Consider the following 23,468-nt stretch of genomic DNA (forward strand, 5'->3'; position numbering starts at 1 on the left):
ACGCGCCAGAACCCGGGTACCAGAGTAGTTCACATGCCTTAACGGTTCATGGGGGCCACCCTCAGAAAGCGGATGCACGACCTTGCGCTCTGCGCGGGCGCTCCCGTATTCTGAAAGGCTGCCTGACCAAGGGGGCACACAGCAGGACCACGCGCTCAGGAGGCCGACATGACCACGACAACCCGTTTCACGCTCGCACGCGCTGCGACCACGGGTGCCTTCGCCATCTCCGCCCGCCTCTCCGCCCGCCGCACCGGCAGTGCACGCCCGGCCCGGTAGCGACCAGAGTCGCCGACAGGTCCTCGGGCCAACCCGGCCGATGACGCTGCCGGCGCCCACCGCCACTGTTCACCTCCGCGGCTGAACGTTCCCGACATCAGCCGCGAACCCGATGAGAAACCACCGACTTCTTGCCTTCGTCGACGCGTGTCGACTCGCACTCGCACGATTGGCAGCCAGCAGGCCGCCTGACCAGGACCCAACATGACCTCAGCACCTGCCCACCCACCCCGATCCCCGGCCGAGGCGCCACGCACCAACACGCTGCATGCGCTCGGACGGCTGTACCCCTATGCCCGGCCGGCGCTGCCGCGCATCGTCCTGGGGATGCTGGCCGCCCTGTTGGCCGGTCTCGTCGCCCTGGCGATCCCGCAGGTTCTGCAGCGACTCGTCGACGGCCCCCTGTCCGACCGTGATCCCAGCCAAATCTGGCCGGCGGTGTCGATCGTGCTCGGCCTCGGCGTGCTCGAGGCCATCATGGTCGCGCTGCGTCGCTGGTTCGTGCTGACGCCGGGCACACACATTGAGGCCGACATGAGAAGTGCGCTCTACGCACGGCTGCAGGATCTCCCCGTGACATTCCACGACCGGTGGCCGAGCGGACAGCTGCTGTCACGCGCCGTGAGCGACCTCAACCTCATTCGTCGCTGGGTCTCGTTCGGACTCGTGTTGATCGTGGTCAACCTGCTCACCATCGTGATCGGCGTCGTCATTCTCGTGTCGATGAACTGGATCCTCGGCGTCATCTTCGTCGCCTGCTCGATCCCGCTGTTCGTCTACGGATACGTGTTCGAGAACAAGTATTCCTCCATCGCCCGCCGCAGCCAGGACCAGGCCGGAGATCTCGCGACGGCGGTCGAAGAATCCGTGCACGGCATCCGCGTGCTCAAAGCGTTCGGTCGCGGCAGTTTCGCGCTGAAGAATTTCACCGCGCAGGCCGAGACCCTGCGCGGCACCGAAATCGCCAAGGCGAAGGCGATAGCCGGCATCTGGCTCTGGTTGCTGTTGGTCCCCGACGTGGCCTTCGCGCTGGGTCTTGTGGGCGGGGTGTGGCTGACAAGCCAGGGCCAGCTCAGCACCGGCGAGCTCGTGGCCTTCTTCGCCACGGCGACCGTGCTGCGCTTTCCGGTGGAATCGATCGGATTCCTGCTGTCGATGACCTTCGATGCCCGCACGGCGACCGACCGATTCTTCGACGTGATGGATGCGCCCAACTCGATCACCGACCCGGCCGCGCCGATAGTGCTCGACGTGCCGCGGGGTCGGCTGGCCTTCGAGGATGTGCACTTTCGCTATTTCGATTCTCCCGAACGGTTCCCGGACCTGCTCAACGGTGTCGATCTGGTGCTCGAGCCGGGGGAGACGATGGCCCTCGTCGGCCTGACCGGCTCCGGCAAATCCACGCTCACGGCGCTGACCACCCGTCTGTATGACGTGACGGGAGGGCGAGTCACCCTCGACGGCGTCGACGTGCGCGATCTCCCGCGTGACGATCTGCGCCGCCACCTCGCGATGGCGTTCGAAGACGCCACGCTGTTCTCGGCATCCGTTCGGGACAACGTGCTGCTGGGACGCGAGGACCTCGCGGACGCGTCGGAGGGCGCGGATGCCGCCCTCGAGCAGGCGCTGCAGATCGCGCAGGCCGGATTCGTGCACGACCTTCCCGACGGCGTCGACACCCTGGTGGGCGAGGAAGGAATGAGCCTGTCGGGCGGCCAGCGCCAGCGCCTGGCTCTCGCGCGGGCGGTGGCGGCCCGGCCGAAGGTGCTCATCCTCGATGACCCGCTGTCCGCGCTTGACGTGAACACGGAGTCGCTCGTGGAACGGGCGTTGCGCGAGGTGCTCGTGTCGACCACCGCGCTGATCGTGGCACACCGGCCCTCCACGGTGATGCTCGCGGACCGGGTTGCGCTATTGCAGGACGGACGCATCACGGCCGTGGGAACCCATGCCGAGCTGTTGCGCACGAGCGCGCACTACACCTTCGTGATCTCCAGTCTGGAAGACGAAGAACGACGAGAAAACGCGAGAGCGGAGGAGAAACTGTGAGCGTCACCGGAGTTACAGGTGAGGAACGCCATGATTTCACCCGGTCCGAGAGCACCCGCCTGCGGCGACGTTCGCTGCGCCTGCTCGGCTCACTGCTTGGTCCCGTGCGCGGCCAGGTGCTGCTGGCGATGCTCGTGGTCGTCGCGTCGACGGGTGCCCAGGTCGCCGGACCGGCGCTGATCGCCTACGGGATCGACAAGGGACTTCCGGCGGTGCTCGATGAGAACTGGGTTCCGCTCGGCGTGACCGGTGCCATCTACCTGCTGACCGGCACGCTCGGCGCGGTCCTGATCGCCTGGTACACGATTCTGTCGGCGAAGGTGAGCCAGGCGGTGCTCATCGACTTGCGCAAGCGGGTGTTTCTGCACACCCAGAAGCTGAGCCTCGAGTTTCACGAGTCGTACACGTCGGGGCGAATCATCTCCCGGCAGACGAGCGACCTCGACGCCATGCGTGAGCTGCTCGACTCGGGCATCAACCAGCTCGTGCAGGGGCTCTTGTACATGGCGTTCACCGCCGGCGCCCTGTTCCTGCTGGATGGGACGAGCGGCCTCGTGCTGTTCGGCGCGTTGCTGCCCCTCGCGCTGCTCACCCGCTGGTTTCAGGTGCGCTCGCAGACCCTGTTCCGTCAGTCGCGCACCGCTTCCGCGAGCCTCATCGTGCACTTCGTCGAGACGATGACGGGCATTCGAGCCGTGAAGGCGTTCCGCAAGGAGAAACGCAACGAGCAGCAGTTCGGCCGCCTCGTGGAGGATTACCGGTCCGTCAACGCACGGGTCATAGCGCTGTTCGGCGTGTTCGACCCCGGGCTCGTGCTCATCGGCAATGTCACCGTGGCCGTGGTTCTTCTCGTCGGTGGCTTTCGGGTGGTCGACGGCAGCCTCGCGATCGGTGCGCTGCTGGCGACACTGCTCTACACCCGACGCTTCTTCGACCCCATGGAGGAGATGGCGATGTTCTACAACTCCTACCAGGCGGCCGCAGCGGCGCTCGAGAAGATCTCCGGTGTGCTGGAGGAACGCCCGGGTGTGCCAGACCCGGTGGCGCCGGTCGACCTGCGCGCGGCGTCCGGCAACGTGCGATTCGACGGCGTGCAGTTCGCCTACAAAACCGACCGGGTGATCCTGCCGCGCTTCGACCTGAATGTTCCGGCCGGACAGACCGTCGCCCTCGTCGGGTCAACGGGCGCGGGCAAATCCACGCTCGCCAAGCTCATGAGCAGGTTCTACGATCCGAGCGAGGGCCGGGTGCTGCTCGATGGCGTCGACCTGCGCGCTCTGCACCCGAAAGACCTGCGCCGCGCCATCATCATGGTCACGCAGGAGGCCTATCTGTTCAGCGGTTCGGTCGCCGACAATATCGCCATCGGCAAACCGGATGCGACGCACACCGAAATCGCCGCCGCCGCGCGGGCCGTCGGCGCCCACGAGTTCATCGAATCGCTGCCGAACGGTTACGACACCGACGTGAACAAGCGGGGTGGGCGCATCTCGGCGGGGCAGCGTCAGCTGATCTCGTTCGCACGCGCGTTTCTCGCGAACCCGGCGGTCCTCATCCTGGATGAGGCCACCTCGTCGCTGGACATCCCCAGTGAACGGCTCGTTCAGGAGGCGTTGCAGACGCTGTTGAGCGACCGCACCGCAGTGATCATCGCGCACCGGCTGTCGACCGTGGCCATCGCCGACCGTGTGCTCGTGATGGAGCGCGGACTGATCGTGGAGGACGGCACCCCGAATGACCTCATCGCAGGCACCGGGCGGTTCGCGCGTCTGCACGCCGCCTGGCGCGAGTCGCTCGTGTAGCGCCGACCGAGCGCTACGCGGGGAACCACCGGGCGGCCGCGTAGTCGACACGATACGCGGCCGTCCCCGACCTCGTCATGAGGGGAGTGCCCTCGGTGCTGTAGTGCTCCAGGGCGCGGTCCTCATGCTTGATCGGCGGATGCCCGCCGGCGCGCACGACCCGCCACCATGGCATGTCGGAGCCGTACCGTGCCATGACCTGCCCCACGGCGCGGGCCGCTCTCGACCCGAGCACCGCCGCGACATCGCCGTAGGTCATGACCCGGCCCGGGGGAATCGTCTCAACAATGCCGAGAACGTGCGACACGAAATCGTCGTCCTGGACCGAATGCATGGGGCGGTGTTGACTAAAGCTTGAGCGCGCCGATGACCTCGCCGTACTGGGTCTGGCCGATGTCGGTGAAACCCATCCGGTGGAAGAAGGCTTCGGGCCCGTCTTCGCCGGGTTCCCAAATCACCGTGATCTGTTCGAAACCGCGGGACCGTGCCTCCTCGGCCAGCGCGTCGGCAGCGAACTTGCCCACACCCTGGCCCTGAGCGGTGGCGTCAACGTTGATGCGCCAAATGCACGCGCGAAACTCGTCATGGTCGGACTCCGGGTCGAAGTTGCCGTGAATGAACCCGGCGACCTGGCCGTCGAGCAGAACGACTCGCTGCCACGATGTAGCGGGGTTGATGACGGATGCCGCGACGGAATACGAAACGGGCGCAATGAATTGCTCCTGGCCGGGCTTCAGGCTCAGGTTGTTAGCCGCAACAATGTTGCGTGCGGACAGTTCTTCCAGTCTCAAGTCACCCATATGCTCAATCTAACCTCTGCCCGCCGCCTCGGGTAGACACGCGACGGCATTTGGGGGTGATCACGCGGTTTCGTAACCCACAAATATATCTTGATGTCGAGATAATTGGGCGGGTCTACTAAGCTGGACGGTGGCCGTATCGGTCACCGATGTTTTCAGAGGAGAGTTAATTGTCGAAGATTAAGGTTGAGGGAACGGTTGTCGAGCTTGACGGCGACGAGATGACCCGCATCATCTGGCACGCGATCAAGGACACGCTCATTCACCCGTATCTCGATATCGACCTCGAGTACTACGACCTGTCGATCCAGAAGCGCGACGAGACCGACGACCAGATCACGGTCGACGCGGCCCACGCCATTCAGACGCACGGCGTCGGCGTCAAGTGCGCCACGATCACGCCTGACGAGGCCCGCGTCGAGGAATTCGGCCTGAAGAAAATGTGGGCATCGCCCAACGGCACGATCCGTAACATCCTCGGCGGCACGATCTTCCGCGAGCCCATCATCATCTCCAACATCCCGCGCCTCGTGCCCGGCTGGAACAAGCCGATCATCATCGGCCGTCACGCGTTCGGCGACCAGTACAAGGCGACGAACTTCCGTTTCGAAGGCGAAGGCACGCTCAGCATGACCTTCACACCGAAGGACGGCAGCCAACCGCAGCAGTTCGAGGTCTTCCAGTCGCCCGGCAGCGGCGTCGCCATGGGAATGTACAACCTCGACAAGTCGATCACCGACTTCGCCCGTGCCTCGCTCAACTACGGCTTGCAGCGCAACTACCCGGTGTACCTCTCCACCAAGAACACCATCCTCAAGGCCTACGACGGCCGGTTCAAGGACATCTTCCAGGAAGTCTTCGACGCCGAGTTCAAGGAACGCTACGACGCCGCCGGTCTCACCTACGAGCACCGCCTGATCGACGACATGGTCGCATCCGCCATGAAGTGGGAGGGCGGCTACGTCTGGGCCTGCAAGAACTATGACGGCGACGTGCAGTCGGACACCGTGGCCCAGGGCTTCGGTTCGCTCGGCCTGATGACGAGCGTGCTCTCCACTCCCGACGGCAAGGTCGTCGAGGCGGAGGCCGCCCACGGCACGGTGACGCGCCACTACCGCCAGCACCAGCAGGGCAAGCCCACATCGACCAACCCGATCGCGTCGATCTACGCCTGGACCCGTGGGCTCGCGCACCGCGGCCAGCTGGACGGCAACCCCGCCCTGATCGAGTTTTCACGCACCGTGGAGGACGTCGTCATCAAGACTGTCGAGAGCGGCAAGATGACCAAGGACCTCGCGCTCCTCGTCGGTCCCGACCAGGCGTACCAGACGACGGAAGAGTTCCTCGCTTCCCTCGACGAGAACCTCAAGGCCCGCCTGGCCTAACCTGCACGACGAACGGCCCCGACTCCGGTCGGGGCCGTTTCTGCATGTACGGGCCCGGTGCGCGGGAGGGTCGCGCTGGCGAATTTCGCCGCCGCACGCCAGACTTTGAGCATGAAACGCATCCTCGGCTCGGTTGGCCGGTACCCCCTCGTGGTTGCGACCGTGCTCGTCGGCCTGCTCGGCCTGGCGCTGTGGTGGGGCGGGGCGCCGGATGCGGTGCGCTGGCTGTTCAGCGGATACGGGTTCGTGGTGGCCGTGATTGAACTCGTCGGCATGGTGCGGCGGCTGCGGGCCGGCGCCGTGGGGCTGGACCTGCTCGCGATCGTGGCCATCATGGCGACCATCGCGGTCGGCGAATACGTGGCAACGCTCATCATCGTGCTCATGCTGAGCGGTGGTGCCGCCCTCGAAGATTACGCCGCGGGCCGCGCCACCCGGGAGCTCAACGCCCTGCTCACGCGCGCTCCCCAGGTCGCGCACCGCATGAACGGCGACGAGGCGGATGTCGCCGATGTTCCGGCGACAGACGTGGCGGTGAACGACCTCCTGCTCGTGCGGCCCGCCGAAATTGTTCCGGTGGACGGCACGCTGCAATCGACCGGTGGCTCCTTCGACGAGTCCTCTCTCACCGGTGAAAGCCTCCCGGTGGAACGAAGCGCCGGCGACAGTGTGCTGAGCGGGTCCGTCAACGGGCAGACCGCCGTCGTCCTTCGTGCCACCGCGACGGCGGCCGACAGCCAGTTCCAGCGCATCATCGCGCTCGTGGAGGAGGCCGCGAACAGCAAGGCCCCCGTCGTGCGCCTCGCGGACCGCTACGCCATACCATTCACCGTGCTGTCCCTCGGCCTGGCGGGCCTCGCCTGGGCGCTCTCCGGCGACCCGGTTCGGTTCGCCGAGGTGCTCGTGGTCGCCACCCCGTGCCCGCTCCTGCTGGCCGCCCCGGTGGCGTTCCTGGGCGGGATGAGCCGCGCCGCCCGCAACGGCATCATCGTGAAGGGTGCCGGCGTGCTGGAGACCCTCGCGCGGGCCCGCACCGCGGTGTTCGACAAGACCGGCACCCTCACGCAGGGCACCCCGGTGATCGCCGAGGTGAGGGCTGAGGCCGGTTTCGACGAGAACGAGATCCTGGCCCTCGCGGCGTCGGCGGAGCAGTACTCGTCGCACGTGCTCGCGGCATCCGTGGTCAGCGAGGCGCACAAACGGCACCTCGCCCTCACCTCCGCAGATACGGCGAGTGAGGTAGCCACGCACGGCGTCACCGCAGAGATCGGCCGCCGGCAGGTGATCGTGGGGAAGCTGTCCTTCGTGCGCGAGCATGCCGCGGAGGCCACCCCCGCGCGCCTGCGCGGGGGTGAGCTCGCCATGTACGTGGCGATCGGGGGCCGATTCGCGGGGTCGCTCGTGGCCAGGGACCTCGTGCGGGACAACGCGCGTCACACGGTGGAGCGGCTCGCGGATCTCGGGGTCGCCGAGACGCTCATGCTCACGGGCGATGCGCGGGAAACGGCGGAGCACATCGCGGACCAGGTGGGGATCAGCCGGGTGCAGGCGGACTGCCTGCCCAGCGACAAGGTCGATGCGGTGCGCGCGCTCACGAACCGGCCCGTGATCATGGTGGGCGACGGCGTCAACGACGCGCCCGTGCTCGCGGTCGCCGATGTGGGCATCGCCATGGGGGCGCGCGGGTCGACGGCGGCGAGCGAATCGGCCGACGTCGTGATCCTGCTCGACGACGTGTCGCGCACCGCGCGGGCGGTGGCGATCGGTCAGGACACCGTGCGGGTCGCCCTGCAAAGCATCTGGCTCGGCATCGCGCTGAGCATCATCCTGATGGTCGTGGCCGCGTTCGGGGTGATCCCGGCCACCATCGGGGCGCTCAGCCAGGAAGTCGTCGACCTCATCACCATTCTCAATGCCCTGCGCGCCATCGGCGGGCGGGCGGATGCCGCAGCCCGGGTGCCCGTCTGACGCGACCCGCCAATCGATGGGGACACGGGCCGTTCTGTCCCCCCACCAGGGATAAAATGTCTGGTCAGAAGCGAATCTGAGGAGTATGTTCGGGTCGAGTTGTGCCCGCGTCGGGGCACAACCATCCGCGCACGTAACCGGATTGGACACGCTCTTGAGCTCTTTTCTCAGGCCACCCACGCCTCACCCCACCCCGGGCAGGCGACTGCGCGGCATCACCGCGGCCGGCCTCACCGTTGCACTCGTCTCCGCCGCCGCACTCGTCGGTTCCGGAGGGGCCGCCGCCGTTCCCCTGCAATCCGCTCTCGGCGCGCAGCTCGGCGCCGGGCTCGCCCAGCCTCTGACCGACCTCACCGCCGGTCGCTACATTGTCACCCTGGCCGATGACGCCGTCGCCACGTATGACGGCGGAGTGAACGGCTTTTCGGCAACGAAGCCGAACGCGGGTGCCAAACTGAACACGAAAAGTCGGGCGTCAGAGACCTATGCGCAGTATCTCAGCGGCAAGCAGAAGAAGGCCGCGGCCTCCGTTGAGGCCGCAATCGCCTACTCGTACACCCTGTCCTTCAACGGTTTCGCGGCGGAGCTGAGCGCCGAACAGGCCGTGCAGCTCGCCGCGCAGAAAGACGTGGTATCGCTGACCCCCGACGACCTGCGGCACATCACCGCGACGCCGTCCACGGATTTCCTCGGCCTCAGCGGTGCCGACGGCGTGTGGAACGCCGTCGGTGGCGCCGAGAACGCCGGTGCGGGCGTCGTCGTCGGTGTACTCGACACCGGCATCGCACCGGAGAACCCGTCCTTCGCCGGTGCGGCGCTGGGCACGACCGCGGGCACCGATCCGTACCTGGACGGCAGCACCGTGCGGTTCGACAAGGCCGACGGCTCCGTCTTCACCGGTGCCTGCGTCGCCGGGGTGCAATTCGCCGCGACCGACTGCAACACCAAGGTCGTCGGGGCGCGGTACTACGTGAACGGCTTCGGCGCTTCCCGCACCGGAGACGCATCCGTGGGCGAGTACCTTTCTCCGCGCGACGGCGACGGTCACGGTTCGCACACGGCGAGCACCGCGGCCGGCAACCACGAGGTCCCGGTGACGATCGCGGGCAACGACTACGGGGTCATCTCGGGCGTAGCGCCCGCGGCGAAGGTCGCGGCATACAAGGTCTGCTGGTCGGGTCCGGATGCTGCGGCGTCAACCGACGACGGATGCGCGACCTCCGACATGCTCGCCGCCATCGACCAGTCGGTGGCCGACGGCGTCGACGTGCTCAACTTCTCGATCGGCGGCGGCGCGGCCGACACGACCGTCTCGCCCACCGACCAGGCGTTCCTCGGAGCGGCCTCGGCGGGCATCTTCGTGGCGGCTTCGGCCGGCAACTCCGGCCCCGGAGCCTCCACGCTCGACAATGCGTCGCCGTGGATCACCACGGTTTCTGCGAGCACCATTCCCGGGTACGAGGCCACGGCCACGTTCGGCGACGGGCAGGCCTTCGCCGGGGCATCCATCAGCCTCGACCGCACCCCGGGAGCGACGCCGACAAGCGGAAGCCTGGTTCGCGCGGACCTGGTGGCCGTGGCCGGTCACCCGGCGGCGGACGCATTGCTGTGCGCGGCGAACTCCCTCGATCCGAGCAAGGTCGCCGGAAAGATCGTGTTCTGTGAACGCGGCGTCTACGACCGGGTCTCCAAATCGGCCGAGGTGCTGCGCGCCGGCGGAATCGGGATGCTGCTCGTGAACCGCACGTCGAGTTCGATCGACTCCGACGCGCACGCGGTACCGACCGTGCACCTCGACGGACCGTACTGGGCAGCCGGCTTCGCCTACGCGGCGACGGCCGGCGCCACAGTCACGTTCACGCCCGGCAACTCCACCGGCTATACCCCGCCCGCCCCGGTGATCGCCGGATTCTCCTCCCGTGGACCGGTCATCGCCGACGGCAGCGACATTCTCAAGCCCGACCTGACGGCCCCTGGCGTGGCAATTCTCGCCGACGGTGCAAACCCGGCCGGCGGGGAACCGACCTGGCAGTTCCTGTCCGGCACGTCCATGTCCTCCCCGCACGTGGCCGGTCTCGCCGCCCTGTATCTCGGCGAGCGGCCGCTGGCCACCCCGGCGGAGATCAAGTCCGCGATGATGACGAGCGCGTACAACACGGTGGATGCCGCGGACAACCCCGTGACCGACCCGTTCGCGCAGGGCGCCGGGCATGTGGATCCCACGAAGTTCTTCGACCCGGGGCTGCTGTACCTCAACGGAACCGCGGACTGGTACGGCTTCATTCAGGGCATCGGCTACGACGTGGGTGTCGACCCGATCGACCCGAGCAACCTCAACCTCGCCTCGATCGCCATCGGTGCGCTCACCGCACCGGAGACGATCACCCGCACCGTCACATCGACCCGTGGCGGTACATTCACGGCCCAGCCGGTCGCCATCCCGGGCATCGACGCGGTCGTCTCGCCGTCGGCCCTGTCCTTCAGCGGAGCGGGGGAATCACAGAGCTACACGGTGACATTCAGTCGGACGGATGCGCCGCTCGACCAGTTCGCCACCGGCTCGCTCGACTGGGTGACCGGCTCCGGCGCCGACCGAGTCGTGGTTCACAGTCCGATTGCGGTTCAACCGATCACGCTGAGCGCTCCCGGCAGCGTCGAGGGAACGGGCGTGGACGGTTCGGTCGACGTGTCCATCACCCCCGGATCGACCGGTGACCTGGCGTTGAACCTCAGCGGGTTCGCGGCCGGGCTGCATCAGCCGAATGCCGCCGACCCGGCCAGCCCGTACACGGGCTCCGGCACGGCGGGCGACGAGTTCAGCTACGAAGTGCAGGTGCCGGAGGGCACGCAGCTGGCCCGGTTCGACCTGGACGCCATCGACGACACGAGCGACCTCGATCTGGTGGTCTATCGTCTCGACGGCCCGGGCGGAACGCCGGTGGCCGGCTGGCAGTCGGCCACCGGCTCGGCCGACGAGCGCGTGGACCTGGCCGGTCCGACCCCGGGGTCGTACCTGGTTCTCGCGCTCGTGTACTCGGGAACAACGGCCTTCGACGTGACCACGTTCTCGGTGCTCTCGGGCGCCGGAGACGGCGGATTCACAGCCACGCCCCCGGTCGTGTCCGGGCACCAGGGCATCGCGGTCAGCTACACGCTCTCCTGGGCCGGCCTGACACCCGACACGAGCTACCTCGGCATCGTCGGCTACGGCGACACCGCGGTGACCACCGCCGTGTTGGTGAAGTCCGGGGCGGCCCCGGTACCGAACGCCCCCGTGAACACCGTCCTGCCCTCCATCACGGGCACGGCAGCGGTCGGCCACACGCTGCGTGCCGAGCACGGTGACTGGACCCCGCAGGGGATCAGATACAGCTACCAGTGGCAGGCGGACGGGGCCGACATCCGCAAGGCAACCACGACCAGGTACAAGGTCGGCAAGAAGGATGTCGGCAAGACACTGACCGTGGTCGTCACGGCCAACAAGCGCGGGCTCGAATCGGCCTCGGCCGCCTCGGCCGGGGTCGTCGTGAAGGGCTCGTCGTCGACGAAACTGTCGCTGAGCTCGTCGACGATACGCTCGTCGCAGAGCGTGCGGCTCACCGTCTCGGTGCAAACCGACGGTGCGACCGCCGACACGGTGATGGTGCGGGTGGGAGCGGCCACACACACCGTCGCGCTCGACAAGAAGGGCAAGGGAACCCTCGCGCTCTCTCACCTTCAGTCGGGTAGGTACAAGGTGCAGGCGGAATACGCCGGCACGGATCTGATGTCCGGTTCGACCAGCAAGACGCTGACGTTGCGGGTCACCCGGTAGCAGCGCGCTGAACGCGCTCGGTTTCGGTCGCCGCTACGCCGGTTACGGTAGCGGCCACCGATACCGGGCGCGTCCACGGCTCCGGGCGCTCGGCGATAAGCTGGAGGGATGCGACCGGGCCGTTTCTCACGCGGCACCCCGGGTGCCGCCGCCGCGCCGCGGCCGAAACTTCCCCGCGATGTGATCGTGCTCGGCGTGATCGCCTTCTTCGTGATGGTCGGTTTCGGCGTCGTGGTTCCCGTGCTCCCGGTCTACGTGCGCAGCTTCGGCGTGAGCTACGTCGCCGTCGGCGCCGTGGTCTCCGCCTTTGCCCTGATGCGCCTCGTCACGAGCCCGTTCTGCGGGCGCCTGATCGACTGGGCCGGCGAACGCACCATCCTCTCCGTGGGAATCGGAATTGTCGCGGTGTCCAGCGGACTCGTGGGTGTAGCCGACACCTATCCGCAACTCCTGCTGCTGCGCGGCGCCGGCGGCATCGGCTCCGCCCTGTTCTCCGTGTCGGCCATGACTCTGCTGCTCGGGTCAACGCCGCCTGGCATCCGGGCCCGTGCCATCGGCTTCTACCAGGGCGGGTTCCTGATCGGCGGCATGGCCGGTCCGGCCATCGGCGGTCTACTTGCCACCATCTCGCTCACCGCGCCGTTCTTCTTCTATGCCGGCACCCTCGCCGTGGCCGGAACCATCGGCATCGTGCTGCTGCGATCAAGCGGCCCGGCCGCCGCCTCCGATTCGGAAGCCGCGCAGCGCACACCCTTCCGCACTGTGCTTCGCGACACGCGATTCCGGGCGGCGTGCCTGGCCAATTTCGCCCAGGGCTGGACCTCCCTGGGAATCCGCGCCACCCTCGTTCCGGTCATCATCGTGGAGGTTCTGCACGGCTCGACCAGCTGGACCGGAATCGCGTTCGCCTGCGCCGCCGTCGCCCAGACCCTCACCCTCGCCCCGGCCGCCCGCTTCGTCGACACGGTTGGGCGGCGCCCGGCCATCATCGGGGCGTTCGCGCTCGCCGCGGTCACGATCATGGCGGTGCCGTTCGCTCCGAACATCTGGGTCCTCGGTGCCCTGCTGTGCCTCTACGGCGTGGCGGCCGCCTTCATGGGCACGGCTCCCGCCGCGGCGCTCGGAGACGCGGCCGGTCCCCGAAGCGGACGGCCTGTCGCCATGTTCAGCATGTTCGCCGACGCCGGGGCCATCGCGGGCCCGCTCGTAGCGGGGCTGCTCGTCGACCTGGTCTCACTGCCGCTCGCGTTCCTGGTCGGTGCGCTGTTCCTGCTCGCGGCATCCGCGTATGCCCTGCGGATGCCTAGGGACGGCCTCAGCCCAGCAGTCGCAGTCCGGTAAACCAGCACACCTGGCGCAGCCACTCATCGTCGAGGCGGGGTTCCCGCTCGCGCAGCCGCCCGAGCGCCTCGAGCTGGTGCGCGTAGGGATACGGAATGTTCGGGAAATCGCTTCCCAGCACCACCCGGCCCTCCACATCGGCGAGTCGTCCGAACAGACGGTCCGGGAAGGGCGCGACCTGCTCAAAGAAATCCGTGAACGCCATCGTGGTGTCGAGGTGCACCCGCGGATACTGCTCGGCCAGGGCGAGGAATTCCTCGTACTCCGGCGCCCCCATGTGCGCCACCACGGCCGTGAGCAGCGGATGCCGGCGCAGCACGCCCTCGAGCTTGTCCGGTCCGGTGAACCCCGGCCGCGGCACCGGGCCGCTGCCCACATGTATAACCACGGGGATGGCGGCGTCGGCCAGGAGCCCCCACACCTCGTCGAGCAGGGGCTCGCGCAGGTCGAATCCTCCCACTTGGGCGTGGATCTTGAACACTCGGGCGCCGCGCTCGAGGGCCGAGCGTACCTGATTGAGCACGCCGTCCTCGGGGAAGAACGTCGCGCTGGGCACCACGTCGGCTTCGCGCGCCGCGAGGTCCAGGGCGAAGTTGGTGAGATCGGCGGCCATGCCGGGCCGGTGCGCATAGGTGAGGGCCGTGAAACGCCGCACGCCCAGGGAACGGATGCTGGCCAGCCGGGTGTCCTGGTCGGTGCGGTACTCGATCGGCCAGGCGCGCCCGACAAGCGGGCCGACCTCGTCGAAGTGCGCCCAGACCCGGCGCAGCATTCGGTCGGGCAGAAAATGCGTGTGAATGTCGATCAGGCCGGGCAGACCGAGCGCCTGCCACCACGCGGGGACGCCTGTGTCGGAGAGGGCCGTCACGAGAACTAGCCGGCGAGTTCCTTGCGGCCGGAGATGATGCCGCTCACCGTCGCAACAGCGGCGAAGACCACCGTGATCACCGGCTGGCCCAGATCCCACCAGGCGATGGCGGCGGCGCCGAAGACGCAGATCTCCACGAAGGCCTTGCCGAACGGGTCGAGCCTGAAGACGGCCTTGGGGGAGCGGAACAACGCCCAGACGAGAATCGCGAAGGCCGGCGCGGCGATACCCACGAGCACACCGGGCCAGGGCAACGGCCAGGCCAGAAAACCCCAGATGCCCAGGCTGATGAACGTGAAGAGCTCCAGCACGAAGCGGAGCATGTCGTTGGGACCGATGGGCGGCTGCGCGCGAGATTCTGACACCTCGCCATTCTACCGATCGGCCCCGCCGCATCGCCGCCGCGAACGGCGCCCGAAGGCCTACTTGAAGATGATTGTTCGGGCGCCGTCCAGCAGCACGCGGTTCTCCGCGAACCATTTGACCGCCTGCGTGAGCGTGCGACTCTCCTCGTCCTGACCGATGGCGACCAGCTCGGACGGCGTGCGGGAATGGTCCACGCGCACCACGTTCTGCTCGATGATCGGACCCTCGTCGAGGTCTCCGGTCACGAAGTGCGCGGTCGCGCCAATGAGCTTCACGCCGCGCGCGTGCGCCTGCCGGTAGGGGTTGGCGCCTTTGAAACCGGGCAGGAACGAGTGGTGAATGTTGATCGCCCGGCCGGCCAGCTGCTCGCAGAGTTTGGGAGAAAGGATCTGCATGTACCGGGCGAGCACGACCAGTTCAATGTCGAGCTCGTCGACCGCCTCGATGACGCGGGCCTCGAACGCGGCCTTGCTGGCGGCATCAGTGATGGGCCGGGATTCGAACGGCACACCATAGAAGCCCGCGAGGTCGCGCAGTGTGCCGTGGTTGCTGAGAACGAGGGGAATCTCCACCGGGATCTGGCCGCCGCGCTGGCGAAAGAGCAGGTCGTTCACGCAGTGCGCGGCCGAGGACGCCAGCACGAGGGTGCGTAGGGGGCGACCGACGACATCGATGACGGATGCCATGGCGTAGCGCGAAATCACCGGAGCGAGGGCCGCATCGAAGTCGGCGCGCTCGGCGGGAGACTCGACCTGCAGGCGCATGAAGAATCGGCCGGTGTCGTCGCTCGAGAACTGCTGGCTTTCCACGATGTTGCCGTGGGCCTCCACGATGGCGCCGCTGACCGCGTGCACAATTCCCGGCTGGTCCGCGCAGACGAGGGTGATCACCCAGTGATTGGCGGGGGTGTGGTGATCGGCGTGCTCCGGCAGGAGGGAAGAAGTCATCCGACCAGATTACCGGCGGGACTGGCCCCGTGACGACACGTCGGCTAGCCTTGGGAATGGTCGCGTTCACACTCGCGGCCCCGGGCGCGCACGTCGGCGCGCAGCCGTTCTGCTCTCTCGTCACCCGTCGCAGTGATATCACTGCCCATGACCAGCAGTCCCGCCGCTTGTCGATTGCGCTCCTATGTCAATTACCGCTTCCATCCCCGTTCAACGTGCCGAGGAACCGCCCACCGGTGTGATCCCGCTGGGCCAGCCCTTCCCGTGGGTGGGGCTGATCGTGCTCGGCGCCGCCGTCTTTCTCTCGATCACCTCCGAGATGATGCCCGTCGGGCTGCTGCCCGAAATGAGTGCGACGCTCGCCGTCGATCCGTCGCAGATCGGGCTGCTCGTGAGCTGGTTCGCGTTCACCGTGGTGGCCACCAGCACCGGCCTCGCGCACCTCACCCGCCGGTTCCCCCGCCATACCCTGCTCGTGGCCGTGCTCGTGATCTTCGCGATCAGCAACGTGCTCACGGCCATCGCGCCCAGCTACGAGTTCGTCGTCATGTCCCGTGTGCTCGGCGGTATGGCGCACGGAATCTTCTGGTCCGTCGTCGGAGCCTACGCCGGGCACCTTGTGCCCAGGGAACAAATCGGCCGGGCCGTGTCGATCACCGTTTCCGGTGGAACGCTTGCCTTCATCTTCGGCGTGCCCGTGGCCACCATGACCGGGCACCTGCTCGGCTGGCGAACCACATTCGTTCTGCTCGCCGTGCTGATGCTCGTCGGCGCGTTCCTCGTCTGGCGGTTCGTGCCCCGGGTGACGCACCACGCGGGGCGGCACCCGCGGCCGCAGAAGGGTGCCCCGGCATCCGAGGCGCCGAAGGCTCGACGCGACCCGACGACGGCCGCCGTCGCCCTGATCTGCGCCATCACCGCGCTCACGATGGTGGGGCACTACACCTTCTACACCTACGTCACCCCGTTCCTCACCGGGGGGCTGGGCGTCACCGTGGCCGATGTTCCCGCCATGCTCTTCGCGTTCGGCATCGCCGGCGCGGTGGGCCTGCTGCTCGTGGGCACGGTCTTCGGCCCCCGGCCGCAGTTGGGCCTCGTGATGGGACTCACGGCGGCCGCCGCCTCGGTCGCCGTGCTTGCCGTGCTCCTCCTGCCCGGAACCGCGGTGACCATGCCGATCGCCATTGCCGCGTTCATGCTCTGGGGCCTGGCGTTCGGCACACTGCCGCCGCTGCTGCAGACCAGGATGCTGCACACCGCCTCGTCGCGCATCCGCGACACCGCGAGTGCCTTCTACACCACCGCATTCAACGCCGGAATCGGCGGTGGGGCGTTGCTCGGGGCGTTGCTGCTCGACAGCGTGGGCATGAACGTCATCCCGTGGGTTTATGTGGCCCTGCTCGGGTTGTCCCTCGTGCTCGTCGTCGTGACCGACCGCCTTTCCCGTAACCGCGCCTGACCCCGCTTCGGGGCGGCGGGCCCCGAAGACATCCGTTCCGCGCTGTTAGAATGAGACCTCAGCCCCCCTGGACGAGACTGGAGGCCGCGTGGCGACTTTCCTGCTCGTCTTCCTTGTTTTATCTGTGCTGACACCGCGGCTCACCCGGCTGCTCGGCACTCGCGTGTTCTACGTGATTGCACTGCTCCCGGCCGCTGCCTTCGCCTACACGCTCACCCAAACGTCCGTCGTCACGGCGGGCGGGTCCGTCGCCCAGAGCATGCCGTGGATTCCGGCCCTGGGCATCAGCCTCTCCTTCCGCGTTGACACGCTCGCCTGGCTGCTGGCCCTCGTCGTTACGGGTATCGGCGCCCTCGTGCTGATCTACTGCGCTCGCTACTTCTCTCCCGACGAGCCGGGACTCGGCCGGTTCGCCGCCCTGCTGCTCGCCTTCGCCGGCACCATGTACGGCCTCGTCACCGCCGACGACCTGCTCGTGATGTTCATGTTCTGGGAGATCACGAGCGTGCTCTCCTACCTGCTGATCGGGCACTACACGAGCAAACGGGAGAGCCGAGGTGCCGCGCTGCAGGCACTGCTGGTGACCACGTTCGGCGGGCTCGTCATGCTCGTGGGTGTCATCATGATCTCGGTCGGCGCCGGCACCACGTCCCTCGCGGTGATCGTGGCCGAACCGGTCACCGGGCCGCTCGGAACCTGGGGGGTGCTGCTGATCCTCGTCGGTGCGCTGTCCAAGTCGGCACTCGTGCCGTTCCATTTCTGGTTGCCCGCGGCCATGGCGGCGCCCACGCCGGTGAGCGCGTACCTGCATGCCGCCGCGATGGTCAAGGCCGGGATTTACATCGTGGCCCGGCTCGCCCCGGGATACGCGGAGAGCGACGGATGGCTGCCCGTTCTCGTGACCCTCGGCGTGTGGACCATGCTCGTGGGCGCGTGGCGATCGCTGCGCCAGTACGACCTGAAGCTGCTGCTGGCCTACGGCACCGTGAGTCAGCTCGGTTTCCTCATGATCGCCGTCGGCTTCAACACCCGCGACACCGCCCTCGCCGGGGCCGCGCTGCTCCTCGCCCACGCGCTGTACAAGGCGACCCTGTTCCTCGTCGTGGGCGTGATCGACCATCGCGCGGGCACGCGCGACTGGCGAGGACTCTCCGGCGTGGGACGCAGCAGTCCCGTCCTCGCGCTCATCGCGCTCGTCGCGGTGGCCTCCATGTCCGGCATCCCCCCGCTGTTCGGCTACGTGGCGAAGGAGGCCGTGTTCACCTCGCTCCTCGACGCGGGTGTCGGCGGCAACGTGTGGGGGTGGATCGCGCTCGTCGGCACCGCGGTCGGGTCCGTGCTGACCGTGGCTTACAGCATCCGCTTCTTCTGGGGCGCATTCGGAACCCGCCCCACCGTGAAAACGACCGTGCTCGAGCCGAGCCCGTGGGACACCCTGCTGGCCCCGGCCGTACTCACCGTGGCGACCGTGGCCCTCGGCCTGTTCGCGTCCACCCTCGACCCCCTGCTCGCGCCATACGCCAACACGGTTCCCGGTGCCGGCAGCTCGAGCGAGGGATATCACCTTGCGCTCTGGCACGGCCTCGAACCCGCGTTGCTGCTGAGCGCCGTGGTGCTGGCTCTGGGTGTGGCGCTGTTCCGCTGGCGCCGACGCGTGGCCCGACTGCAGGCCGCCGTGCCGCCGTGGATCGACGCCGGCCGCGGCTACGGCACCACGGTGCGCGCCGTCGACCGTGCCGCGGCCCGACTGACCTACCTGGGGCAGCGCGGGGGACTGCCGCAATACCTGGGAACGATCCTCGCCGTGTTCGTTCTCGCCCTCGGCTTCGCAGCCGCGGTGAACCGCAGCTGGCCCGGCGGGATTGTGCTCTGGGACTACCCGGGACAGGTGCTCATCGCCCTCATCATGGGTATCGCCGCCGTGATGGCCGCGCGGGTGGGGCAGCGGATGACCGCGGTCCTGCTGGCCGGGGTGACCGGCTTCGGCCTCGTGGCGCTCTTCGCGTTCCACGGCGCCCCCGACCTCGCGCTCACCCAGGCGCTCGTGGAAACGATCACCCTGGTGATCTTCGTGCTCGTGCTTCGCCGACTCCCCACCCAGATCGCCCAGCACAACCGGGCCCGGCATCACAAACGCCGGGCACTCATCGGCGCGCTCGTGGGGGTCGTGATGGGCACGATCGGCGTGGTCGCGCTCGGTGCACGGCAGGATCCGAGCATCGCCCTCGAGCTCCCACGCCTGGCCGTGGAAGAAGGCCACGGCCACAACATTGTGAACGTGATGCTCGTGGACATCCGGGCGTGGGACACCATGGGCGAAATCGCGGTGCTCATCGTCGTGGCCACCGGTGTGGCCAGCCTCTTGTTCGTCTCCGGCCGCAATGCGGAGGTGCCCCGGCTCGCCGATTCCCGCTGGTTGCGGCTCGGTCGGAACCGGCGCCAGGTCGTCGCCGACCCCGAGGTTCCGGGAGACAGCCACGCGGTCACACGGCAGGCGTTCCTGGTCGCCGGGCGCAAGATCCCCGCCCAGCACCGCTCGATCCTGATCGAAGTGCTCGTGCGCCTACTGTTCCACCCGGCGATCATCGTCTCCCTGTACCTGCTCTTCGCGGGGCACAACGAGCCGGGCGGAGGATTCGCCGGGGGGCTCATCGCCGGCCTGGCGCTCGTGATGCGCTACATCGCGGGGGGACGCTACGAGCTCGGCGAGGCCGCCCCGATCGACCCCGGAAAAATCCTCGGCCTCGGCATCATCCTGGCCGCGGGAATGAGCATCGTCTCGCTCTTCTTCGGCGGTATTCCGCTTGAATCTGCCTACGTCACGGCCGAGGTTCCCGTGCTCGGGGCACTGTCGTTCGGCACGTCCACCCTCTTCGACATCGGCGTCTACCTCGTGGTGATCGGACTTGTCTACGATATTCTCCGCAGCCTCGGCAGCGAGGTCGACCGGCAGAGCGAGGTCGATGACCTCGGACCGGAGCTGCAGACATCCGTTCCCGGTTCGGGCCTCGTCGCCAGTGAGACGACAACGGATACCGCGCCCGTGACGACGACAGGGGAGGGGCGACCATGAATGCTTCCCTGACCCTCGTCGTACTGATGGCGCTCATGTACGCCTCCGGCGTGTACGTGATGCTGGAACGCAGCCTCACCCGGGTGCTGATCGGATTCCTGCTGGCGGGAAACGCGACGAACCTGCTGATGTTCATCATGAGCGGCCGCCCGGGAAACGCCCCCATCGTCACGGGCACAAGCCTCGACGAATCGATGGCAGACCCGGTTCCCCAGGTGCTCATGCTCACGGCCATTGTCATCAACTTCGGGATCACCGCGCTGCTGCTCGCCCTCATCTATCGCTCGTGGTGGCTTGCCCGCCTCGGCGACGAGGGTGACAACCTCGGCGACGAGCATGTGGGCGACGTGCCGGCCACGAGCGAGGCCGCGCTGCGGTCATCCGCGGATGATGAGGATGCCGTGCAGGAGTCGCTCGACGAGTTCGAGCGCGGCACCGACGATTCGGGTGCGCCTGTGCCGACCGTCGTTCCCCCATCCACCGAGGGGGAGACCCGATGAACGTGCTCGTGCCCCTGATCGTGGCGCTCCCGCTGCTCGGCGCGGCCATTGCCCTCGGGCTCGGCAAGCGCCGCGAACCTCAGATTGTGGTGAGCGTGGTGGCTCTCGTGGCCGTCGCCGCGATCAGCGCCATCCTGCTCGTGCTGGTGGACACCGAGGGCCCCGCGGTCGTGCACGTCGGCGGTTGGAACGCGCCCTGGGGCATTGTGCTCGTCGTCGACCGGCTTTCCGCGATCATGCTGCTCGTGTCGGCGTTGATGCTGCTCGGTGTGCTGCTGTTTGCCGTGGGCCAGGGGCTGCTCGATGGGCATACCGAGACACCCGTGTCGATCTTCCACCCCACGTATCTCGTGTTGTCGGCCGGTCTGTTCAACGCGTTCATCGCGGGGGACCTGTTCAACATGTACGTGGGATTCGAGATGCTGCTCTCGGCAAGCTACGTCCTGCTGACCCTCGGGGGCACCGGAGCACGCATCCGCGCCGGCGTCACGTACATCGTGGTGAGTCTGGTGTCGTCCCTGCTGTTCCTGAGCTCGATCGCGCTGATCTACGGGGCAACGGGCACGGTGACCCTGGCGCTCATCGCCGAACGGCTGCCGAACCTGCCCGGCGACGTGCAGCTCATTCTCGGGTTGCTTCTGCTGTTGGCCTTCAGCGTGAAGGCGGCCGTTTTCCCCCTGTCGTTCTGGTTGCCGGACTCCTATCCCACCGCCCCGGCCCCGGTGACGGCGGTGTTTGCCGGGCTGCTCACCAAGGTGGGCATCTACGCCATCCTGCGCACCCAGACGCTGCTCTTCCCGGATCAGCCGTTCTCGATGCTGCTGATGGTGTTGGCCGGCCTCACGATGGTCGTCGGGATTCTCGGGGCACTCGCACAGGCCGATATCAAGCGGCTGCTCTCCTTCACACTCGTGAGCCACATCGGCTACATGCTGTTCGGTATCGCGATCGGCACGCCCCTCGCCATCGCGGCGACAATCTTCTATGTGGTGCACCACATCACGGTGCAGACGACGTTGTTCCTGTGCGCGGGACTGATCGAGCGGGTCGGCGGGACAACGTCGCTGTCCCGGCTCGGCGGGCTGCTGAAGTCGGCGCCGTTTGTGGCGGTGCTGTTCTTTGTCGGCGCCATCAACCTCGGCGGGATCCCGCCGTTCTCCGGTTTTCTCGGCAAGGTCGCGTTGTTCCAGGCCGGGGTGCAGGAGGGCGGCGCGATCATCTGGGTCGTCATCGCGGCCGGTGCCGCGACATCGTTGCTCACCCTGTATGCATTCGCTCGCACCTGGAACATGGCGTTCTGGCGACCACGGAAAGACGTTCTCGCCTACTCCTCCGCCACCCTCGCCGCGCTGCAGGAAGATCCGGAGGATGAGGGTACGGTGCTGAAGAAGACCGTGTCACCGCTCATGGTCGGCACGACCACGGCCATGTTGCTGCTGACCCTGAGTCTCACCGTGTTTGCGGGCCCGCTGTTCGACGTCAGCGTGCGCGCCGCGGGGAACATCACCGACCCGTCGACGTACATCAACGCGGTCTTCCCGAACGGAACACCATGACGCCACGCAAGGGCCGCCTCGTCAGCGTCGCCAACCAGCTGCCCGCGATCGCCGGCCTCATTGTGCTGTGGATGCTGCTCTGGGGTTCGTTTTCCTGGCTCAACTTCGTCACCGGCACGGGCGTTGCGGTTCTGGTGTCCGTGTCGTTCTACCTGGTTCCGGTGCAGCTGAGCAACCGCCTGAACCCCTGGTTCGTGTTCTCGTACGTCGTGCGCCTGATCATCGACATTGTGCGCGCATCCGTGCAGGTGGCCGGGCTCGCATTGTCCCCACGCCTCGTCACCAGCAACGCCATTCTGGCCGTGCACCTGCGCAGCCGCAGCGACCTGATTCTCACCTGGACCGCCGTCTCCACGTCGATTGTGCCCGGATCCATCGTGGTCGACATCGATCGTGAGCACTCGACCCTCTACCTGCACGTGCTCAACGTGCACAGCGCGGCCGGCCTCGAACGATTCCGCCGGACGGTGCTCGAGACCGAACGACGCATCATTCGTGCCGTCGGGTCACGCCAGGACCTCGATCGCCTGCGCGGGGTCATCCCGCTGGCTACGGATGCCTCGGCCACAACGAAGGGACATGCCTCATGATGCAGACGGTGGCGATCATCGCCGGAATCCTGTTCGCCCTCGGCGGCCTGCTCGCCGTGTACCGCATCGTGCGGGGACCGTCGGTACTCGATCGGGTCATCGCGTCGGACGTGCTCGTGGCGACCGTGATCTGCGCGCTCGGCGCCGAAATGGCGCTCAACCGCCACACCGACAACCTTCCCGTGCTCCTGGTGCTTGCCCTGTTCGCCGTGCTCGGCTCGCTCAGCGTCGCCCGGTTCCTTCCGGGGAGGGACAGCACATGAGCGACACTTTTCACGACGTGCTGACCGCCGTTCTCGTGCTGGCCGGGGCGCTCATGTGTTTCGCGGCCGGGGTCGGGCTGCTGCGCTTTCCCGACGTCTTCAGCCGCATCCACGCCTCCACGAAACCGCAAATTTTCGGTCTGATGGCGATCACGACCGACGTCGCGGTCAACAACTTCAACGTGGGAACGGTCACGCTCATCGTGGCCATTGTGCTCTTCCAGGCGCTCACCGCGCCGATGGCCGCCCATCTCGTGGGACGGGCCGCCTACGGCACGGAGCACCTGCGCCCTGACCTGTTGATCGTGGATGAGCTCGCGGGCCGCGGAGCACCCGGCAGCCCGGGAGCCGCCATCGTCCGGCAGCCGCCGCCGGACTGAACGGCAACCCGGTGCCATTCGCGGGCGG

General features: G+C 67.6%; 18 protein-coding genes. 13 read left to right on the top strand and 5 right to left on the bottom strand.

All coding sequences use genetic code 11. The annotated features are described in order from the left end of the window. The first annotated feature begins 483 nt into the window (after positions 1–483). The gene (locus tag AC1MB9_RS01405) at positions 484–2,328 is read left to right on the top strand and encodes an ABC transporter ATP-binding protein (RefSeq protein ID WP_479963261.1); all 1,845 of its coding nucleotides are present in this window, start codon (positions 484–486) and stop codon (positions 2,326–2,328) included. Then, positions 2,325–4,130, top strand: a complete 1,806-nt coding sequence (locus AC1MB9_RS01410; RefSeq protein ID WP_479963262.1) for an ABC transporter ATP-binding protein — start codon at positions 2,325–2,327, stop codon at positions 4,128–4,130. The genes AC1MB9_RS01405 and AC1MB9_RS01410 overlap by 4 nt, the downstream gene beginning before the upstream one ends. Before the next feature lie 13 nt (positions 4,131–4,143). On the opposite strand, the gene AC1MB9_RS01415 is transcribed toward AC1MB9_RS01410, so the two are convergent. Beyond that, the gene (locus tag AC1MB9_RS01415; protein WP_479963263.1) at positions 4,144–4,464 is read right to left on the bottom strand and encodes an MGMT family protein; all 321 of its coding nucleotides are present in this window, start codon (positions 4,462–4,464) and stop codon (positions 4,144–4,146) included. Positions 4,465–4,477: 13 nt separating this feature from the next. After that, on the bottom strand, positions 4,478–4,930 hold the full coding sequence (locus AC1MB9_RS01420; protein WP_479963264.1) for a GNAT family N-acetyltransferase: 453 nt from the start codon (positions 4,928–4,930) through the stop codon (positions 4,478–4,480). A 170-nt stretch (positions 4,931–5,100) separates the two neighbouring features. Between AC1MB9_RS01420 and AC1MB9_RS01425 the strand changes: the two genes are divergently transcribed. From AC1MB9_RS01425 to AC1MB9_RS01440, 4 genes are all read left to right on the top strand, one after another. Beyond that, complete coding sequence (locus AC1MB9_RS01425; protein ID WP_479963265.1) at positions 5,101–6,315, top strand: NADP-dependent isocitrate dehydrogenase; 1,215 nt, start codon at positions 5,101–5,103, stop codon at positions 6,313–6,315. Between the two features lie 111 nt (positions 6,316–6,426). Beyond that, positions 6,427–8,283: a heavy metal translocating P-type ATPase gene (locus tag AC1MB9_RS01430; RefSeq protein WP_479963266.1), complete on the top strand. Its 1,857-nt coding sequence runs from the start codon at positions 6,427–6,429 to the stop codon at positions 8,281–8,283. Between the two features lie 154 nt (positions 8,284–8,437). Further along, entirely contained in the window at positions 8,438–12,097 is a 3,660-nt protein-coding gene (locus AC1MB9_RS01435) for a S8 family serine peptidase (RefSeq protein WP_479963267.1), read from the top strand. Positions 12,098–12,205: 108 nt separating this feature from the next. Further along, positions 12,206–13,438 (top strand): MFS transporter, encoded by a 1,233-nt coding sequence (locus tag AC1MB9_RS01440; protein WP_479963268.1) that lies wholly within the window; start codon positions 12,206–12,208, stop codon positions 13,436–13,438. On the opposite strand, the gene AC1MB9_RS01445 is transcribed toward AC1MB9_RS01440, so the two are convergent. The 3 genes from AC1MB9_RS01445 to purU are packed head-to-tail and all read right to left on the bottom strand — an operon-like array spanning position 13,413 to position 15,619. Further along, complete coding sequence (locus AC1MB9_RS01445; RefSeq protein ID WP_479963269.1) at positions 13,413–14,306, bottom strand: amidohydrolase family protein; 894 nt, start codon at positions 14,304–14,306, stop codon at positions 13,413–13,415. The two genes, AC1MB9_RS01440 and AC1MB9_RS01445, sit on opposite strands and share 26 nt — an antisense overlap. Positions 14,307–14,311: 5 nt before the next feature. Continuing rightward, positions 14,312–14,671 (bottom strand): YrdB family protein, encoded by a 360-nt coding sequence (locus AC1MB9_RS01450; RefSeq protein ID WP_479963270.1) that lies wholly within the window; start codon positions 14,669–14,671, stop codon positions 14,312–14,314. Positions 14,672–14,728: 57 nt separating this feature from the next. Beyond that, positions 14,729–15,619, bottom strand: a complete 891-nt coding sequence (purU, locus tag AC1MB9_RS01455) for a formyltetrahydrofolate deformylase (protein ID WP_479963271.1) — start codon at positions 15,617–15,619, stop codon at positions 14,729–14,731. 184 nt (positions 15,620–15,803) lie between these two features. Between purU and AC1MB9_RS01460 the strand changes: the two genes are divergently transcribed. From AC1MB9_RS01460 to mnhG, 7 genes are all read left to right on the top strand, one after another. Continuing rightward, a complete protein-coding gene (locus AC1MB9_RS01460) occupies positions 15,804–17,078 on the top strand; it encodes an MFS transporter (protein WP_479963272.1) in 1,275 nt (424 codons plus the stop codon). 88 nt (positions 17,079–17,166) lie between these two features. Then, a complete protein-coding gene (locus tag AC1MB9_RS01465; protein WP_479963273.1) occupies positions 17,167–20,151 on the top strand; it encodes a Na+/H+ antiporter subunit A in 2,985 nt (994 codons plus the stop codon). After that, positions 20,148–20,651, top strand: coding sequence for a sodium:proton antiporter (locus AC1MB9_RS01470; RefSeq protein ID WP_479963274.1), 504 nt, complete (start codon positions 20,148–20,150; stop codon positions 20,649–20,651). Before AC1MB9_RS01465 ends, AC1MB9_RS01470 begins: the two co-directional genes overlap by 4 nt. Further along, complete coding sequence (locus tag AC1MB9_RS01475; RefSeq protein WP_479963275.1) at positions 20,648–22,207, top strand: Na+/H+ antiporter subunit D; 1,560 nt, start codon at positions 20,648–20,650, stop codon at positions 22,205–22,207. Before AC1MB9_RS01470 ends, AC1MB9_RS01475 begins: the two co-directional genes overlap by 4 nt. After that, a complete protein-coding gene (locus AC1MB9_RS01480; RefSeq protein WP_479963276.1) occupies positions 22,204–22,797 on the top strand; it encodes a Na+/H+ antiporter subunit E in 594 nt (197 codons plus the stop codon). The genes AC1MB9_RS01475 and AC1MB9_RS01480 overlap by 4 nt, the downstream gene beginning before the upstream one ends. Then, on the top strand, positions 22,794–23,060 hold the full coding sequence (locus AC1MB9_RS01485) for an MrpF/PhaF family protein (RefSeq protein ID WP_479963277.1): 267 nt from the start codon (positions 22,794–22,796) through the stop codon (positions 23,058–23,060). Before AC1MB9_RS01480 ends, AC1MB9_RS01485 begins: the two co-directional genes overlap by 4 nt. Then, positions 23,057–23,440 (top strand): monovalent cation/H(+) antiporter subunit G, encoded by a 384-nt coding sequence (gene mnhG, locus AC1MB9_RS01490; protein WP_479963278.1) that lies wholly within the window; start codon positions 23,057–23,059, stop codon positions 23,438–23,440. The genes AC1MB9_RS01485 and mnhG overlap by 4 nt, the downstream gene beginning before the upstream one ends. The last annotated feature ends 28 nt before the right edge of the window (positions 23,441–23,468 follow it).

Source organism: Cryobacterium sp. AP27 (genome assembly GCF_056680495.1).